This is a genomic window from Deltaproteobacteria bacterium (assembly GCA_016875225.1).
Lineage (GTDB): Bacteria > Myxococcota_A > UBA9160 > SZUA-336 > SZUA-336 > VGRW01.
In genome coordinates, this window is sequence record VGRW01000029.1 from 1 (window position 1) to 16,908 (window position 16,908).

Consider the following 16,908-nt stretch of genomic DNA (forward strand, 5'->3'; position numbering starts at 1 on the left):
AAAACCAGCGCCGGGCGCTCGAGTCCGAGCTCGGAGCAGATCCAGGCCAGATCGTCGGCGAAGCCCTCGATCGTGTAGTCCTGCGCGGGCTTGTCGCTGGCACCGAAGCCGCGCTGGTCGATCGACACGACTCGGTGTCGAGCCGAGAAGTGCGCGGCCTGCGGCGCAAAGTAGCTCGAGTCGCAGCACCAGCCGTGCACGAAGACGATCGGCGCGGCGTCGGTTCCGGATTCGCTGTAGCAGAGCCGCACGCCGTCGCGAACGAGTGTCTTCATAGCCAGTCCAGGTCCTCCCAGAAGTACGCGCGGAGTTCAGCATTGGTCTCGATCACGTACGACTCGACCACGTCCTGGTCGAGCATGCGATAGGCGTTGGCGAACGAGCCGCGCAGGTCGACGTTCCGGGAAGCGAGCGCCCCGCGGAGCTCGCCCTCCGAGAGGGGCTCGCAGAGCGCGTTTCCGACGATCGGCTCGAACCGCTCGGGCACCCCGGCGCGCAGCAGCCAGACGCGAAGCGCGTGGGTCCAGAACTCGAAGGCGGTCGTGAAGCTCGCGAGCGGAGCGCGAATCCAGGTGACGCGCTGGCGCGTCCCGGTTCTGGTCGCGCGGAGCTGCTCGGGCGCGAGCACCTCGCATTCGAGGTCGGCGCGCGGATTCGCGCGCGCGTCCTCCACGATGCGGCGCACGACGCTCGTCGGCTGGATGCTCATCCCGGTCGGGCACGGTACCACGGCCCGCGCCTTCCCTCGACTTCCCGGTTCCATGTAGAGTCGCGCCATGCACTTCGGATGGGATCCGTCGCGGATCGATCTGTCGCTGGACTCGCGCGCCGTCACGTTCGAGAACCCGAGCGGAGCCCGCGGCGCGGGCGGCACGGCGCACGGCGGGCGCAAGGGAGCGCCGATGCGCGAGCTCGCGCCGGGCGAGAAGGTCGTGCTCGCCGATCTCGAGGGGCCCGGCACGATCCGACACGTCTGGATGACGTTTCCCCCGGCGCGCCCCGAGTGGATGCGGGCGATGGTGCTCGAGGTCTTCTACGACGGCGCGAGCGAGCCGTCGATCTCGGTGCCCTGTCTGGATTTCTTCGGCCTGCCGCACGGGCGCCCCGCGCACTACGTCTCGGCGCTCACCGCGGCGCAGCAGGGCCGCGGCTTCAATGCCTACCTGCCGATCCCGTTTCGAAGGCGCATCCGCATCGAGCTCAGCAACGGCGCGGCGCGGCCGATGTTCCTCTACTACCAGCTCGACTACACGCTCGAGCGCGAGCTCGCGCCCGAGACGGGGCTTCTGCACGTGTCGTTCCGGCGCGAGAACCCGACCAGGCTGCGCGAGGACTTCACGATCGCGAGCGGCCTGCGCGGACCGGGGCGGTACCTGGGCTGCAGCGTCGGAATCCGGCCGCTCCCCGCCGAGCACTTCGTCTGGTACGGCGAGGGGGAGCTCAAGATCTACCGCGACGGAGACGGCGCGCACCCGACCATCTGCGGCACCGGGCTCGAGGACTACGTCGGCACGGCCTGGGGAATGGGCGCGCACTTCGCGCTCTACGGCGGCGTGCCGCTCGAGGTGCGCGCGCCGGACGGCCCCGCGATTCCCGACTTCACCAGCTTCTACCGCTGGCACGTGCTCGACCCGGTCGTGTTCGAGCGCGATCTCCGCGTCACGATCCAGCAGATCGGCTACGCGGTGCTGCCGAAGAGCGCTGAATCCGACTTCGAGAAATTCGCGCGCTCGAACCCCGCCGCGGGCCGCGGCTGGCTGCGCGACAACCCCGCGCTCGCGGCGCACGGTCTCGGCGAGCGCGTCGACGACTACTGCGCGACCGCGTACGTGTACTGCCGCGACGTCCAGCCAGTGCCGCGGCTCGATCTCGCCTCGGCCACGGCCGACATCGCGCGGCGGCCGTTCGAGAAGAAGTCGGACACGGAGCAGATGCTCGGCGTCGCCTGAGCGCGCGGTGCCCCGCGCTTCAGCCCGCGGCGGCGCGGCGCGAGGCGAGCTCCTTCTGGATCTCGACCACGCGCGCGGCGGTCAGCGAGTAGCGGATCAGGAACACGAACGCGACCAGTCCGAGCAGGAAGATTCCCGGCCCGTACAGGATGCCGAGGTGCGACACGATCTCGGGCGCGACCTGCCCCGGCACGGCCTTCTCCGGAAACGCGATCAGGTCGATCGCGACGCCGGCGATCAGATGGCCGAGCCCCGAAGACGCCTTTCCCGAGAACGCGATCGCCCCGAAGAAGATTCCCTCCTGACGCCGTCCGGTGTCGAACTCGTGCTCGTCGACGAGGTCCGCCATCATCGAGCCGGCCGAGATCAGTCCCGCCGCGCCGCCGAACGCGGCGAGGAAGCCGCAGACCGAGAGCCCGCCCAGATACAGCAGCGAGTGCTCCTTGCCGGGCCAGAATCCGACCAGCTTCAGCAGAAGCGGGAGCATGGCGAAGATCGCGAAGACCAGCGTTCCGGCCAGGAACGTCGGCTTCTTGTCCAGGCGTCGCGAGGCCAGGGTCCAGAACGGCACGCCGACGACGAGCCCTGCCACCCCGAGCACGCCGACCACCAGGATCTGCTGCGTCGAGAGCTCCCAGAAGTGCGTCGAGACGTGCAGCCCGAGCTCCATCTGAACGCCGCGCATCACGAAGAAGACCAGCACGCCGACGAAGAGCGCGCGGAACGACGGGCTGGCCAGCGCGTCGCGCAGCTCGTGCAGGACGCGGCGCATGTTGAACGCGCCGTGCACGTGCAGCGGCTCGAGCAGGTGCCGGATGCGCGAGTGCGTGCCGAGCGCCGAGACGAGCACGACGATCACGGACGCGGCCGCGAAGAAGAGCGCGTACTTCGGATAGGCGGCTGGGTTGAGCTGGCCGGTGGGAAACTCGGGCGTCGCGCGCATGAAGTAGCCGAGCCCGAGAGTGAACGTCACGAGCCCCCCGAGCACGCCGAAGACCGTGCGATAGCCGACGATTCCCGTGCGCTCGTGGTAGTCCGCCGTCAGCTCCGCGCCCAGCGCGTTGTGCGGAACCAGGTAGGCGGCCATCGTCGCGCGCACCGCGACGGCCAGAACCGTGAGCCAGACGAAGAGCCCCGTCTGCCCGAGCCCTTCCGGCGGAACGAACAGGAAGTAGAAGGTGAGCCCGAACGGGACCGCGGCCGCGTACATGAACGGGTGTCGGCGTCCCCACTTCGATTTGTGCGCGTCGGAGAGCGATCCGATCATCGGGTCGATGACCGCGTCGAAGATCAGCGCGATCGCCGTCGCAAGTCCTGCGAGCGTGCCGGAGAGCCCCAGCACCTGGTTGTAGTAGAAGAACAGGAAGGTCTCGAAGGAGCTGTTCTTGAAGCCTTCGCCGAGCTGTCCGATTCCGTACGCGAGCTTGGTGTAGAGATGTAGCCTTGGCACGCGCGCATTCTAGGTGAAGCGCGCCGCCGCTGTCCGAGTCGCCCGCGCTACTCGCGCGGCGCGAGCTGCTTGAAGAGCGGCACCAGGTTCGGGCCTTTGCGGATGGTGTGGCCGCCGTCGACGGGAATCAGCTGTCCGGTGATCCAGCTCGACTCGTCGGAGAGCAGGAATGCGACCAGCCTCGCGACGTCCGCGGGCTCGCCGATGCGAGAGATCGGCATCAGCGACAGGTACTCGTCGCGCGAGACGGGAATCGTGGCGAGCGCGGCCGCGAGCGGCGTCTGCACGATTCCGGGCAGGACCGAGTTCACGCGGATACCGTGCTCGCCGAGCTCGTCGGCGGCGCAGCGCGTGAGCATGTCGACCCCCGCCTTCGAGACGCAGTAGGCGCTCATCCACGGGTGCGTGAGTGCGCCGGCGATCGAAGAGAGGTTCACGATGCTGCCGCCACCCGCCTCGATCATCGCGCGCGCCTCGGCACGCGTGCAGCGGAACGCGCCGGTCAGGTTCGTCGCGAGCACGCGCTCGAACTCCGCGGTCGTGGTCTGAAGCAGCGGGCTCGCCGAGCCGATCCCCGCCGAGTTCACCGCGAGGTTCAGCGCGCCGAAGCGGCGCACGGTGGCGTCGACCGCGGCGTCGACCGACGCGTCGTCGGTGACGTCGCAGGCCACCCAGGCCGAGTTCGGCCCCAGCTTCCCGACCGCCTCGCGAAGCGTGTCCTCGCGGCGCGCGCAGATCATCACCCGGCCCCCGGACGCGACGATCGTCTCCGCACAGGCGAAGCCGATTCCCGTCGCGCCCGCGGTAACCAGCGCCACCTTCCCCGAAAGATCGGGCATCCGTTCTCCATTTCCGACGCAGCCGACCGCGCCGCGCTAGCCGGCGATCGCGTCGAGCCCCGTCAGCTCCTTGCCGATGATCAGCGTGTGGATGTCGTGCGTTCCCTCGTAGGTGCGCACGGTCTCGAGATTCACCATGTGCCGCATCGAGCAGTAGTCGTCGACGATGCCGTTGGCGCCCAGCATGTCGCGCGCGAGCCGCGCGATCTGCAGCGCCATGTCGACGTTGTTCATCTTGGCCATCGACACCATCGCGTGGTGGAGCCGGCCCGCGTCCTTCAGCCGGCCGAGCTGCAGCGCGAGCAGCTGCGCCTTGGTGATCTCGGTCGCCATGAAGGTGAGCTTCTGCTGCGGGATCTGCAGCGAGCCGAGCGGCCGATCGAAGACGATCCGGTCCCTCGAATAGGCGAGCGCCTCCGAGAAACAGGCCTGCGCCGCGCCGATCGCCCCCCAGGCGATCCCGTAACGCGCCTGCGTGAGGCAGCCGAGCGGCCCCTTCAGCCCCTTCACGCCCGGCAGCCGGCTCGCTTCGGGCACGCGCACGTCGGACAGGAACAGCTCGCTGGTGATCGAGCCGCGCAGCGAGAACTTCCCCTTCATGTCGCGCGCCTCGAAGCCGCGCGAGCCGCTCTCGACGAGGAAACCCTGGATGCCGTCGTCGGTCTGCGCCCAGACGATCGCGAGCTGCGCGGCGCTGCCGTTGGTGATCCAACGCTTGGTGCCGTTCAGGATCCACCCGTCGCCGCTTCGCACCGCGCGCGTCAGCATTCCGCCGGGGTTGGAGCCGTAGTCGGGCTCGGTCAGCCCGAAGCAGCCGACCACGCGGCCCTCGGCCATGGCCGGGAGCCAGCGCTGCTTCTGCTCGTCCGTGCCGTAGGCGTGGATCGGATACATGCAGAGCCCGCCCTGCACCGAGGCGAAGCTGCGCAGACCCGAATCGCCGCGCTCGAGCTCCTGCATGACCAGCCCGTACGCGACGTTGTTCATGCCCGCGCAGCCGTAGCCGTGCAGGTTGGCGCCGAACAAGCCGAGCTCGGCCATCTTCGGCACGAGCTCCATGGGAAACGAGCCGTCCTGCCGGACGTGCGCGACGACGATCGGCAGGAATTCCTTCTCGACGAACTCGCGAACCGTGTCGCGCACGATGCGCTCTTCGGGCTCGAGCGAGTCCTCGATCCGGTAGAAGTCGAGCGGCTCGAAAGACATCTGCGCCTCCGGAAGCGATGAGCCTCCGGAGGCGCGGAGATCAGCCGACTTCGCTGTGGGTCTGCGAGGCCGACCGGCCCTCGGAGAGCTCGGTGAGCTGCTTCGAGATCTTGTTCAGCCGCTTGTTCAGCTTGTCGGGGTCGTGCTTCGAGGCAATACCAAAGACGTCGTAGATCTGCGAGCGGCCCGACTCGACGCGGCTCTCGAGATCCTTCCGCGCGCCCTCGGCGCGCTTGTACAGGTCGCTCTCCTGGACGCGCGTCTGGAGCTTCTCGGCCCGCTTGCGCACGTCGCGCTCGACCTTGCGGCGCTGGTGGTCGAAGCGCTCGCGCAGATCCTGGAGCTGCTCGACGAGGCTCTTGAGCGCGTCGTTGAACCGGTCGAACCCGCTGCTTCGGGTCTGTGCCATATCCATTTCCTCCTTCGGTTTCTCCGAACGAGGCGGAAACTAACACGATGCGTCAGAGCGTCAATGGAAAATCTTTTTCGTTTGATCTTCGATAGTTGCGCGAATAGTGGCCGGCGCGGACGCGGGCCTTACAACGCGCTGAGTCGTAAGCCGGCGCGCTACCAGCGGATCAGGGCCGAGCCCCAGGTGAAGCCGGAGCCGAAGCCCGCCATCGCGATCAGGTCGCCCTCGCGGACGCGCCCGGCCTGCAGGCACTCGTGCAGCAGCATCGGGATCGAGGCCGCCGAGCAGTTCCCGTACTTCTGGATGTTGTTGTAGGTGCGCTCCGGCGGAATCTGGAGCTTCTGCGCGACGAACTCGTTGATGCGCAGGTTCGCCTGGTGGAACAGGAACAGGTTCACGTCGGCGAGCTTGCAGCCGTTGTGCGCGAGCGCCTCCTCGATCACCTCCGGCATGCGCTGGACGGCGTGCTTGAAGACGAAGCGGCCCTCCATGACCGGGAACTGGCGCCCCTCGTCGAGCATCTGGTGCGTGATCCGCTGCGGCCAGAACGACGAGCCGGGCGCCTCGACCCAGAGCTTCTTGGCGAACTTGCCCTCGGCGTGGGTGTGGACCGAGAGGATCCCGCGCTCGGGGTCGGGCGAGGCCTCGAGCACGACCGCGCCCGCGCCGTCGCCGAAGATCACCGCGACGTCGCGGCCGCGCGTGCTGAGGTCGATGCCGGTCGAGTGCACCTCGGCGCCGACGACCAGCACCCGGTCGTACTGGCCCGATGCGACGTAGAGCTCGCCGACCTGCAGCGCGTACAGGAATCCGGTGCACTGACAGCGCACGTCCATCGCCGGACAGCCCGCGATGCCCAGGTGGTCCTGCAGGAAGCAGGAGATGCCCGGGAAGTCGTGCTGCGGCGAGAGCGACGCGACCACGATCGCGTCGATCTGCTCCGGCGCGATCCCCGCGTTCGAAATCGCCTGCCGGGCGGCCAGGTGCGCGATCTCCGCCGGGCCCATTCCCGCGTCGACGTGGTGCCGCTCGACGATTCCCGTGCGCTGCTGGATCCACTCGTCGCTCGTATCCATGAGCTTCATGAGATCCGCATTGGTCACCACGCGCGGCGGCACGTGCATGCCGGTGCCCGCGATCCGGACGCTGCGCATCGTTCTCATCGCCCACCTCCCTCGAAGACCACTCGCTCCACGACCCGCAGCATCTCCTCGATGCCGTCGCCGTTCAAGGCCGATATGGCTACGCCGTCGAAGCGCGTCGCCAGACTATCGCGCTCTTCCGGAGAGATCCGGTCGGACTTGTTCAGGATCGGGATCTCCGGCTTGTCGTCGAGCCCGAGCTCGGTGAGGATTCGACGCACCGCGTCGATCTGCTGCTCGATCTGCGGATTCGAGGCGTCGATCACGTGCAGGAGCGCCGTCGCGTCGCGGATCTCCTCGAGCGTGGACTTGAAGCCGGCGACGAGCTCGGTCGGCAGATCGCGGATGAAGCCGACGGTGTCGGTGATGATCACGTCGCGCTCGCGCGGGAAGCGCAGCCTTCGCGCCGAGGTGTCGACCGTCGCGAACAGCGCGTCGGCGGCGTGCACCTCGCTCTTCGTCAGGCGGTTCAGCAGCGTCGACTTGCCGGCGTTGGTGTAGCCGACGATCGAGAGCACGGGCAGGCCCTCGCTCTTGCGCCGGGCGCGGCGGGTCTCGCGCTGTCGCGTGACCTCCTTCAGGCTGCGTTCGAGATGCGTGATGCGGTCGCGCACGCGCCGGCGATCGGTCTCGAGCTTGGTCTCGCCCGGCCCGCGCCCGCCGATCCCGCCCTGCAGCCGGCTCATTCCCTCGCTCTGGCCGGCGAGCCGCGGCAGGCGGTACTTCTGCTGCGCGAGCTCGACCTGGAGCTTCGCTTCCTTGGTGCGCGCGTTCTGCGCGAAGATGTCGAGGATCAGCTGCGTGCGGTCGACGATGCGCGCCTCGACTCGGTCGGTGATCGCGCGCAGCTGCCCGGGCGTCAGGTCGCGGTCGAAGAGCACCAGCGTCGCGCCGCGCTGCCAAAAGCGCGTGACCAGATCCTCGAGCTTTCCGGGGCCGACCAGGTAGCGCGGGTCCGGTCGCGGTCGGCGCTGGCGCACGACGTCGACGATCTGCAGGCCCGCCGTGCGCGCGAGCTCGCGCATCTCGTCGCAGCGCTCGTCGGCGAACGGATCGTTGCCGAGCTGGACGCAGACCAGCACCGCGCGCTCGCCCTTGCCTTCGACCGCGATGCCCTTCTGCGCCTCGCCGAAGCGCCCCTCGAGCTCCTCGATCCACTCCAGGAAGTCGAAGTCGAGCCGGCTCGGCGCGACCGGATCGTGGCGGGTGACGGTCTCGCCCGAGTCGTCGGGCGGCTGCAGCGACGCGTAGTCGATCCGGTCGGGCAGGCCGTGATCGTCGACGAGCACGGCGACCATCGCGTCGAGCCGGAGCAGCGCGAGATCGGTCAGATCGTCCTGCGTGAGCCGCTCGCCGCCGAGGTGGGTGTGGATGCAGCGCAGTCCGCGGAAGCGCCCCGCGCCCGCGCGCACGCGCTTGAAGTCGGGGAGCGTGATGGAGAACGCGTCGCCCACCATCACGTACTCGACGCGCCCGCCGCGGCCGGCCAGCACGCCGATCTGGCGCCCGCACTCGAACGAGAGCTCGGAGAGCTGGCGCGCGAACTCCTGCGTGACGAGGCGCTCGCGCGGCCGCTTGCGCTTGTACAGGCTCTCCAGCCGGCGGAGCTGGCTGGCCTTGAGTCCGTAGGTTTGACCGTAGAGGTCGGAGATCTCTTCCCCTTTCAGCCGATGCTGCGCACGAGCTCGGCATGGCGATCGAGAATGGGTAGCAGCTTCTTGCGCCGCGGCCGCGGCCGCGGCTGCTTCAGGGAAGGGCCCGGTACCAGAACCAGCGCGAGCCGGATTCGAGTTCGAGCCGGACCGACGGGAGCGGCTGCCCGTCGAGAGAGAGCCCGCCGAGCTCGAGCGTGCGCGGCGATTCGGGCCAGTCGAGCGTCGGGAACGAGAGCCAGAGCTCGGCTCTGCCGTAGATCGCGAGCTCCGCGCCGTCGCTCGATCCGCGCGCCATCACCTCGGCCGCGCAGGGCTCGCGCGACTCGTCGATCCGCGCGGTGACGAGCTTGTAGCGGTCGGGAACCGATCGGACGTCCGCGGCGCCGACGAGCGCGTGTTCCACGGGATTCGTGCGCCAGGTGCCGGGGGCGTCGAGCAAGAGCCGAACCACCGTCGTGCCCGGTCGGCCGGCCGAGTCACCGGGCGAGAGCAGCGGAACCGGCAGCGGCGGGAAGACCACGAACCAGACGCCCTCGTCCCAATCGCAGACCGCGGCCGTGACGCTCGCGCCGGCGCCGAAGCTCGCGCGCGCGAGCGAGGGCGACTGCGACAGCGAGTGCCCGGGGCGTCCTGGCGAGACCTCGAAGCGCTCGGCGGGCTCGAGCGCGACCGCGCCCGCGCCCCGCAGCGACGTGTAGGTCTCGCGCGCGACCACGATGCAGCCGGAGCTCGAGATCGAGACTGCGAGCGCGAGCAGAAGCGTCGGTGTGCGGGTTCTCATGACGGCCGATCGGGGGCGATTCTCTGCTACGATCGCGCGCGTGTCACTGCCACGCAGCGGCGCCCCGGCCGACGAGGTGCTGAGCCAGCTCGAAGCGATGCGCGCGAAGGACGTCGACTGGCGCCGCGGGCGCGCGTTCAGCCTGGCGTACTTCGCCGGAGACGAGGTCGCGGCGCTGGCGAAGGACGCGTACGCGCGCTTCTCGAGCGAGAACGCGCTCAACACCGACGCGTTTCCCAGCCTGCGGAGGATCCAGGCCGAGGTGGTCGAGATGGTCTCGGCGCTCGTGAACGGCGGCGACGGCGCCGCCGGATTCATGACCACGGGAGGCACCGAGAGCCTGCTCATGGCGGTGCTCGCGGCGCGCGAGCGCGGCCGCAAGGAGCGCGGCATCGCCGCCCCCGAGATGGTGCTGCCGACCAGCGCGCACGCCGCCTTCGAGAAGGGCGCGCACTATTTCGGCGTGAAGTCGGTGCGCGTGCCGGTGCGTGAGGACTTCCGCGCCGACGTCGACGCGACCGCACGGGCGATCAATCCGAACACCGTGCTCGTGGTCGGCTCGGCTCCGCAGTACCCGCAGGGCGTGGTCGACCCGATCGAGGCGCTCGCGGGGCTCGCCGAGCGGGCGGGCGTAAGCTGCCATGTCGACGCGTGCATGGGCGGAATGACGCTGCCGTTCCTGGAGCGCCTGGGCGAGCCGATCCCGCGCTGGGATTTCCGCGTTCCCGGGGTGACCTCGATCTCGGTCGATCTGCACAAGTACGGCTACACCGCGAAGGGCGCGTCGGTGATCGTGCACCGCTCGAAGGAGCTTCGGCGCCACCAGACCTTCGTGACACAGAACTGGCTCGGGGGAACCTACGGCAGCTCCGGCGTGCTCGGAACCAAGTCCGGCGGCGCGATGGCCGCGGCCTGGGCGGTGATGACTCACCTTGGCGAGGAGGGCTATCTGCGACTCACGCGGAGCGCCCGGGCCACGGCGCTGCGGCTCGCGGACGCGATCCGCGCGACGAAGGGTCTGCGCCTGCTCGCCGAGCCGCAGGCGACGCTCGTCGCCTTCACCGGCACCGACGGCGTGGACCCGTTCGCCCTGGGACGGAGCCTCGCGGCGCGCGGCTGGGTGCTCGATCAGCAGGGGCCTCCGCCCAGCCTGCACGCGACCGTGAACGCCGTACACGAGCGCGTGCTGGACGAGTTCCTCGCCGAGCTGGGCTCGGCCGTCGCGCGGGTTCGCGGGCAGGGCGCGGGCGAGGGTGCGAGCTCGTACGGCACGGTCGACTGAGCCAGGCCTGCGCGCCGGCGCCGACTTCCGCAGACTTCCTCAGGACGCGGTGGATCGAGGCCGATCATCGCGGAATCGGGAGTGAATCGATGGCTCGGGGCGATCTGGCGCTGGTCCTGTTGGCGGCGGGCAAGGGCACGCGAATGCGCTCGCGTCTGCCCAAGGTGCTGCATCCGGTCTGCGGCCGGCCCATCCTGATGCACGCCCTCGAGCTCGGCCGCGAGCTCGGCGCCGCGCGCCGGATCGTGGTCACGGGCTCCGGCGCGGACGAGGTCCGCGAGGCCGTGGCAAAGCAGGACGTCGAGCTCGTGCTCCAGCGCGAGCAGCTCGGAACGGCGCACGCCGCCCTGCAGGCGCGCACGGCGCTGGCGGATCACGACGGCCCGGTGCTGGTGATGAACGGCGACCACCCGCTCTACCGCGCGCGCACGCTCGCCGCGCTGCGGAAGACCTGGGAGTCGCGCAAGGCGGGCCTGGCGATCCTGGTCACGGAGATGCCCGACCCCACCGGGTACGGGCGCGTGATCCGCGACGCTAGCGGCCGCGTGACTCGAGTCGTCGAGCAGAACGATTGCTCCGAGGCGCAGCGATCCGTGCGCGAGGTGAACCTGGGCGCGTACCTGGCCGACGCGCGGACGCTCTTCGAGCTGCTCGCGCGCGTCGGGAACCAGAACGCGAAGTCGGAGTTCTACATCACCGACCTGGTCGAGCTCGCGATCGCCTCGGGCCACCCGGTCGAGACGTGCGCAGCGGAGGACTGGCGCGAGTCGCTCGGCATCAACACGCGAAAGGAGCTCGCGCGCGCGGAGTCGCTGCTGCGCGAGCGCATCGCAGAGCAGCTGATGCTCGACGGCGTCACGCTCGCCGATCCGGCCACGACCTACGTCGAGGTCGACGTGCGGATCGGCGAGGACACCGTGCTCGGCGCGAACGTGACGATCCGCGCAGGCACGCGGATCGGCTCGGGCTGCCGCATCGACCCGGGCGTGGTGATCGAGGCCTCCGCGATCGGCGACTTCGTGCACGTGAAGCCCGGCTGCTTCTTCGAGCGCTCCAAGGTGGGGGACCGCTGCGAGGTCGGCCCCAACGCGCACCTGCGGCCGGGCGCGGACCTGCGCGAGGACGTGCGCGTCGGCAACTACGTCGAGATCAAGAACTCCGTGCTCGGACCGGGCACCAAAGCCGATCACCTGTCGTACATCGGGGACGCGGACGTCGGCGCGGGAGTCACGATCGGCTGCGGCGCGATCACCGTGAACTACGACGGGGCGAAGAAGACGCGAACCACGATCGGCGACCGCGCCTTCATCGGCTGCAATTCGAATCTGATCGCGCCGGTTTCGATCGAAGCCGAAGCGTACGTGGCGGCGGGATCGACCATCACCAAGCCGGTTCCCGGCGGATCGCTCGCGGTGGCACGCGCACAGCAGCGGGTGATCGAGGGTTGGCGCAAGAAGCGCTTCGGCGACGGCGAACACGGCTAGCGAGGGGAGCATCGGATGTGCGGAATCGTCGGCTACGTCGGGCACAGTGACCGCGCGCAGGACGTGATCATCGACGGGCTGCGGCGCCTGGAATACCGCGGCTACGACTCGGCCGGCGTCGCGATCCTCGAGGGCGCCAAGCTCCGGGTGATCCGGGCGCAGGGCAAGCTCGTGAACCTGGAGAGCGCGCTCCGCGACGTGCCGCTCGCGGGCTCGCTCGGCATCGGCCATACGCGCTGGGCCACGCACGGCAAGCCGAGCGAGCGCAACGCGCACCCGCACCTGGCCGGGACCGTCGCGGTGATCGGAAACGGCATCGTCGAGAACTTCCGCTCGCTTCGCGACGAGCTGGCCGCGAGCGGATCGGTCTTCAAGTCCGAGACCGACACGGAGATCATCTCGCACCTCGTGTACGCGGAGCGCAAGATCGGGAAGTCGCTGGTCGATTCGGTGCGCGCCGCGCTGCGCCGGCTCGAGGGCTCCTACGCGATCGCGGTCGTCGACGAGACCGTTCCGGACCAGATCGTGATCGCGAAGAACGGCGGCAACCCGATCGTGGTCGGGATCGGCGTCGGAGAGAACTTCGTCGCCTCCGACATCGCCACGATCCTGCCCTACACGCGCCAGATGCAGATCCTGCAGGACGCGGAGCTCGCGGTCGTGACTCGCGACGGTGTCGCGATCACGAGCTTCGAAGGGGCGCCCGTCGAGCGACCGCGGAAGCTGATCCAATGGGATCCGGTCCAGGCCGAGAAGGGCGGCTACGACCGTTTCATGCAGAAGGAGATCTTCGAGCAGCCGCGCGCGATCAGCGAGACGATCGGCACGCGGGTGCGCGAGGACGAAGGCGACATCGATCTGAACGGGATCGCGCTGGACGAGACCTGGGTACGCGGGCTCGCCGGAATCCAGCTGGTCGCGTGCGGCACGGCCTGGCACGCCGCGATGATCGGACGCGCGATGATCGAGCGGTTCGCGCGCATCCCGTGCGACGTGGATCTGGCGAGCGAGTACCGCTACCGCGAGCCGATCGTCTCGGACCGGCACCTGGTGATCCCCGTCTCGCAGTCGGGCGAGACCGCCGACACGATCGCCGCGCTGCGCGAGGCGATGCGCCGCGGCGCGAAGTCGCTCGCGGTCTGCAACGTGCACGAGAGCACGATCGCGCGCACCGCCGACCACGTGCTGTACACGCACGCCGGCCCCGAGATCGGCGTCGCGTCGACGAAGTGCTTCACGACGCAGGTCGTGGCGCTGTCGCTGATCGCGCTGCGGCTCGCGCTGCTGCGCGGCGCGCTGTCGCACGAGCAGGTGCGCCAGGCGGCGCAGGAGCTGCGCCGGCTGCCGCGGCTGGTCGAGGAGACGCTCGGGCTCTGGTCGCACGTCGAGGGCATCGCGCGCCGTCACATGCACGCGCGCGACTTCCTGTTCCTCGGCCGCGGCTACGGCTTCCCGGTCGCGCTCGAGGGCGCGCTGAAGCTGAAGGAGATCTCGTACATCCACGCCGAGGGCTACGCCTCGGGCGAGATGAAGCACGGGCCGATCGCGCTGATCGACGAGAACGTTCCGGTCGTGATCGTCGCGAACCAGCGCTCGGTGTACGGCAAGCTGATCTCGAACGCCGAAGAGGCGCGCGCTCGCGGCGGAATCGTGATCGCGATCGTCGAGGCCGGAAACAGCGAGGCCGAGAGCTTCGCGAACGAGGTGATCCGCGTGCCCGAGACCTCGTTCGAGCCGCTTTCGGCGGTGATCGCCACGATTCCGCTGCAGATGCTCGCCTACCACGTGGCGACCTTGAAGGGCACCGACGTGGACCAGCCGCGAAATCTCGCCAAGAGCGTGACGGTGGAATGAGCCCGGCCCGGCGCGGCGAATCCGCGTCGCTTGCTTCGCTCGAACCCATCGGCCACTCTCGCGCGAGGATGTCGAGGCTGGAGCAGATCGTCGCCGGGCTGAACCCGGAGCAGCGCGAGGCCGTGCAGCACACGAGTGGCCCGCTGCTCGTGCTCGCCGGCGCCGGCAGCGGCAAGACGCGGATGCTCACGCACCGCATCGCCCATCTGATCGAGAGCGGCGCCGCGCGTCCCTGGGAGATCCTGGCCGTCACCTTCACCAACAAGGCGGCGCGCGAGATGCGCGAGCGCGTCGAACGCCTGATCGGCGGCGAAGCCGGCGGCCAGCGCGGCGTCTGGGTCTCGACCTTCCACTCGACCTGCGTGCGGATCCTGCGCCGCGACGGCTCCCAGCTCGGCTACGAGCCGAACTTCGCGATCTACGATCAGGACGATTCGCTCGCGCTCGTGAAGCGCGTGCTGAAGGCGATCGGCGCCGACGAGAAGGCCTGGCCGCCGCGCGGGATCCGCAGCTCGATCGACCGCATGAAGAACCGCGGACTGCTTCCGGCCGACCTCGCGCACGACGACTCTCTCGAAGCCAGACGCATGCGCGACGTCTACCAGCGCTACCAGAAGGAGCTGCGGCGCGCGAATGCGCTCGACTTCGGTGATCTGATCCTGTCGACCGCGCGGCTCTTCGAGCACCATCCCGAGGTGCTCGCGAGCTACCAGCGGCGCTGGAAGTTCGTGCTGGTGGACGAGTACCAGGACACCAACCCGATCCAGTACCGGCTGCTGCGCCTGCTCACCGCCTCGCATCACAATCTCTGCGTGGTCGGAGACGAGGACCAGTCGATCTACCGCTTCCGCGAGGCGGACATCCGCAACATCCTGGATTTCGAGAAGGACTTTCCGGGCGCGAAGGTCGTGCGGCTGGAGCGCAACTACCGCTCGACGCAGCCGATCCTCTCCGCCGCGAGCGCCGTGGTGGCGAACAACGTCGAGCGCAAGGGCAAACGCCTGTACACCGAGCGCGACGGAGGCGAGCCGGTTCGCTTCTACGAGGCCTCGGACGAGCGCGGCGAGGCCGCCTACGTCGTCGGAGAGCTGCTGAAGCTGCGCGAACAGGGCGTGCGTCTCGGCGACACCGCGATCTTCTACCGGACGCACGCGCAGTCCCGGCCGCTCGAAGAGGAGCTGCTCAAGTACAACCTGCCCTACGTGGTCGTGGGCGGGACGCGCTTCTACGACCGCGCCGAGGTCAAGGACGCCCTCGCCTACCTGCGCGCGCTGCGCAACCCGGCCGACGCCGAGAGCCTGCTGCGGATCGTGAACACGCCCGCGCGCGGGATCGGCCGCACCACGCTCGAGCGCGTGCTGCTCGCCGCCGAGCAGGCCGACACCACGCTCTGGGACGCGCTCTCGCGCGGGCTCGGGGCGCTTCCGAATACGGCCGCGAAGCGGATCGCCGAGTTCGTGGAGCAGATGAACGGCTTCGCAAAGCTGCTCTCGGGGGATGCGATCGCGCAGCCACTCGCGACCGTGCTCGAACGCACCGGCTACCTGCGCGCGCTCGAGGCCGAGAACACGATCGAGGCCGAGGCGCGGCTCGAGAACCTGAAGGAGCTGCTCGCCGCGGTCGAGGAGTTCGAGCGCCAGAATCGCGACACGCCCCCGCCGGACGACGCGCCGCGGGATCTGGTCGATCTGTTCCTCGAGCAGGTGACTCTGCTGTCCGACGCGGATCGCGCCGACACGTCGAGCGACCGCGTGCCGATGATGACGGTGCACGTCGCGAAGGGGCTCGAGTTCAAGCACGTCTTCGTCGTCGGGCTCGAGGAGGGCATCTTTCCGCACTTCGCCTCGCTCGATGATCCGTCCTCGATCGAAGAGGAGCGACGGCTCTGCTACGTGGCGATGACGCGCGCGATGGAGCGCCTCACGCTCTCCAACGCGAGCATGCGCCGCATGCACGGCTCGGTGCGCTACAACGCTCCGAGCCGCTTCCTCGCCGAGATCCCCGAGGAGCTCCTCGCGGGACGGCGCAGGCGCGCGACGCGACCGTCGGAGCCGACCTTCGAGCCGGGCCCGCGCGTGGATTTCAGCGACGCGCAGTGGGCGGCCGACGATCTCCCGGTGATCCGCGAGGGCATGCGCGTCGAGCACCCGATCTTCGGCCTCGGGCGCATCTCCGAGGTGGCCGGCGCCGGCGAGTCCGCCAAGCTCACGATCCAGTTCGAGCGCGCGGGCGCGAAGATGATCAAGCTGAAGTACGCGCAGCTTCGGATCCTGGAGTGATCGAGCTCGCGCCAACGGAGCTGCTGACGCGCCGGCTGCGGCTGCGGCCACCGCGCCGCTCCGACGCCGCGCCGCTCCAGGAGGCGATCGAGGAAACGCTCGACCAGCTCGTGCCCTATCTGCCCTGGGCGCGCCCCGGTCACTCGCGGGCCGAGACGCGCCGCTATCTCCGCGCCTCGCGAATCGCCTGGGCGCGGCGCACCGCCTTCGAGTTCGTGCTCGAGGCCCCGTCGAGCGGCGCGATCCTGGGCATCGCGAGCCTGCATCGCGTCGACTGGCTGCGCCACTGCGCGGGAATGGGCTACTGGGTGCGCAGGAGCCGATTCGGACAGGGCCTGGCGGTGGAGGCCGGCGAGGCCCTGCTCGGGCACGCGTTCGACGCGCTCCTGCTGCACCGGATCGAGGCGCTCGTCGCACCCGCGAACAAGCCGAGCCAGCGCGTGGTCGAGAAGCTCGGGTTCACCTGCGAGGGTCTGGCGCGCGACGCCGAGCTGATCGGCAGCAATTTCGTCGACCACTTGCAGTACAGCCTGCTCGAGAGCGACCGGCTCGACGGCGCGCGGACCGAGGCCTAG

At 69.6% G+C, this 16,908-nt stretch carries 15 protein-coding genes; 6 read left to right on the forward strand and 9 right to left on the reverse strand.

What is annotated here, in order from left to right:
- Positions 1–275, reverse strand: a 275-nt coding sequence (locus FJ108_09155) for an alpha/beta fold hydrolase (protein ID MBM4336067.1), incomplete at its 3' end; no start/stop codon positions are given.
- Positions 272–709 (reverse strand): hypothetical protein, encoded by a 438-nt coding sequence (locus FJ108_09160; protein ID MBM4336068.1) that lies wholly within the window; start codon positions 707–709, stop codon positions 272–274. The genes FJ108_09160 and FJ108_09155, both read right to left, overlap by 4 nt.
- A 67-nt stretch (positions 710–776) precedes the next feature.
- Between FJ108_09160 and FJ108_09165 the strand changes: the two genes are divergently transcribed.
- Positions 777–1,949, forward strand: a complete 1,173-nt coding sequence (locus FJ108_09165) for a DUF2961 domain-containing protein (protein MBM4336069.1) — start codon at positions 777–779, stop codon at positions 1,947–1,949.
- A 19-nt stretch (positions 1,950–1,968) separates the two neighbouring features.
- Here FJ108_09165 and FJ108_09170 read toward each other — a convergent pair whose 3' ends face one another.
- The 7 genes from FJ108_09170 to FJ108_09200 all read right to left on the reverse strand — a co-directional run bounded on the left by FJ108_09170 (position 1,969) and on the right by FJ108_09200 (position 9,434).
- On the reverse strand, positions 1,969–3,399 hold the full coding sequence (locus tag FJ108_09170; protein MBM4336070.1) for a hypothetical protein: 1,431 nt from the start codon (positions 3,397–3,399) through the stop codon (positions 1,969–1,971).
- 47 nt (positions 3,400–3,446) lie between these two features.
- A complete protein-coding gene (locus FJ108_09175) occupies positions 3,447–4,238 on the reverse strand; it encodes an SDR family oxidoreductase (protein MBM4336071.1) in 792 nt (263 codons plus the stop codon).
- 36 nt (positions 4,239–4,274) lie between these two features.
- The gene (locus FJ108_09180) at positions 4,275–5,444 is read right to left on the reverse strand and encodes an acyl-CoA dehydrogenase (GenBank protein MBM4336072.1); all 1,170 of its coding nucleotides are present in this window, start codon (positions 5,442–5,444) and stop codon (positions 4,275–4,277) included.
- A 40-nt stretch (positions 5,445–5,484) separates the two neighbouring features.
- Complete coding sequence (locus tag FJ108_09185; protein MBM4336073.1) at positions 5,485–5,853, reverse strand: hypothetical protein; 369 nt, start codon at positions 5,851–5,853, stop codon at positions 5,485–5,487.
- Positions 5,854–6,011: 158 nt separating this feature from the next.
- Positions 6,012–7,010, reverse strand: a complete 999-nt coding sequence (locus tag FJ108_09190) for a ketoacyl-ACP synthase III (protein ID MBM4336074.1) — start codon at positions 7,008–7,010, stop codon at positions 6,012–6,014.
- A 5-nt stretch (positions 7,011–7,015) separates the two neighbouring features.
- The gene (hflX, locus tag FJ108_09195; GenBank protein ID MBM4336075.1) at positions 7,016–8,650 is read right to left on the reverse strand and encodes a GTPase HflX; all 1,635 of its coding nucleotides are present in this window, start codon (positions 8,648–8,650) and stop codon (positions 7,016–7,018) included.
- A 94-nt stretch (positions 8,651–8,744) separates the two neighbouring features.
- A complete protein-coding gene (locus tag FJ108_09200) occupies positions 8,745–9,434 on the reverse strand; it encodes a hypothetical protein (protein ID MBM4336076.1) in 690 nt (229 codons plus the stop codon).
- On the opposite strand from FJ108_09200, the gene FJ108_09205 reads away from it, so the two are divergent.
- From FJ108_09205 to FJ108_09225, 5 genes are all read left to right on the forward strand, one after another.
- Positions 9,370–10,716 carry an aspartate aminotransferase family protein gene (locus FJ108_09205; GenBank protein MBM4336077.1) on the forward strand — a complete coding sequence of 449 codons (1,347 nt, stop codon included), beginning with the start codon at positions 9,370–9,372 and terminating at the stop codon, positions 10,714–10,716. The two genes, FJ108_09200 and FJ108_09205, sit on opposite strands and share 65 nt — an antisense overlap.
- An 89-nt stretch (positions 10,717–10,805) precedes the next feature.
- Positions 10,806–12,200 (forward strand): bifunctional UDP-N-acetylglucosamine diphosphorylase/glucosamine-1-phosphate N-acetyltransferase GlmU, encoded by a 1,395-nt coding sequence (gene glmU, locus FJ108_09210; GenBank protein ID MBM4336078.1) that lies wholly within the window; start codon positions 10,806–10,808, stop codon positions 12,198–12,200.
- Positions 12,201–12,215: 15 nt separating this feature from the next.
- Complete coding sequence (gene glmS, locus FJ108_09215; protein ID MBM4336079.1) at positions 12,216–14,054, forward strand: glutamine--fructose-6-phosphate transaminase (isomerizing); 1,839 nt, start codon at positions 12,216–12,218, stop codon at positions 14,052–14,054.
- Between the two features lie 68 nt (positions 14,055–14,122).
- Positions 14,123–16,333: a hypothetical protein gene (locus FJ108_09220; GenBank protein MBM4336080.1), complete on the forward strand. Its 2,211-nt coding sequence runs from the start codon at positions 14,123–14,125 to the stop codon at positions 16,331–16,333.
- On the forward strand, positions 16,330–16,908 hold the full coding sequence (locus FJ108_09225; protein ID MBM4336081.1) for a GNAT family N-acetyltransferase: 579 nt from the start codon (positions 16,330–16,332) through the stop codon (positions 16,906–16,908). Before FJ108_09220 ends, FJ108_09225 begins: the two co-directional genes overlap by 4 nt.

Bases quoted from the DNA above. Each gene is read 5' to 3' on its own strand.
- FJ108_09165 (MBM4336069.1), top strand. From the start codon at position 777: ATGCACTTCGGATGGGATCCGTCGCGGATCGATCTGTCGCTGGACTCG.
- glmS (MBM4336079.1), top strand. From the start codon at position 12,216: ATGTGCGGAATCGTCGGCTACGTCGGGCACAGTGACCGCGCGCAGGAC.
- FJ108_09205 (MBM4336077.1), top strand. From the start codon at position 9,370: ATGCAGCCGGAGCTCGAGATCGAGACTGCGAGCGCGAGCAGAAGCGTC.
- FJ108_09160 (MBM4336068.1), bottom strand. From the start codon at position 709: ATGAGCATCCAGCCGACGAGCGTCGTGCGCCGCATCGTGGAGGACGCG.
- FJ108_09200 (MBM4336076.1), bottom strand. From the start codon at position 9,434: ATGAGAACCCGCACACCGACGCTTCTGCTCGCGCTCGCAGTCTCGATC.
- FJ108_09185 (MBM4336073.1), bottom strand. From the start codon at position 5,853: ATGGCACAGACCCGAAGCAGCGGGTTCGACCGGTTCAACGACGCGCTC.
- FJ108_09175 (MBM4336071.1), bottom strand. From the start codon at position 4,238: ATGCCCGATCTTTCGGGGAAGGTGGCGCTGGTTACCGCGGGCGCGACG.
- FJ108_09180 (MBM4336072.1), bottom strand. From the start codon at position 5,444: ATGTCTTTCGAGCCGCTCGACTTCTACCGGATCGAGGACTCGCTCGAG.
- FJ108_09190 (MBM4336074.1), bottom strand. From the start codon at position 7,010: ATGCGCAGCGTCCGGATCGCGGGCACCGGCATGCACGTGCCGCCGCGC.
- FJ108_09220 (MBM4336080.1), top strand. From the start codon at position 14,123: ATGTCGAGGCTGGAGCAGATCGTCGCCGGGCTGAACCCGGAGCAGCGC.
- glmU (MBM4336078.1), top strand. From the start codon at position 10,806: ATGGCTCGGGGCGATCTGGCGCTGGTCCTGTTGGCGGCGGGCAAGGGC.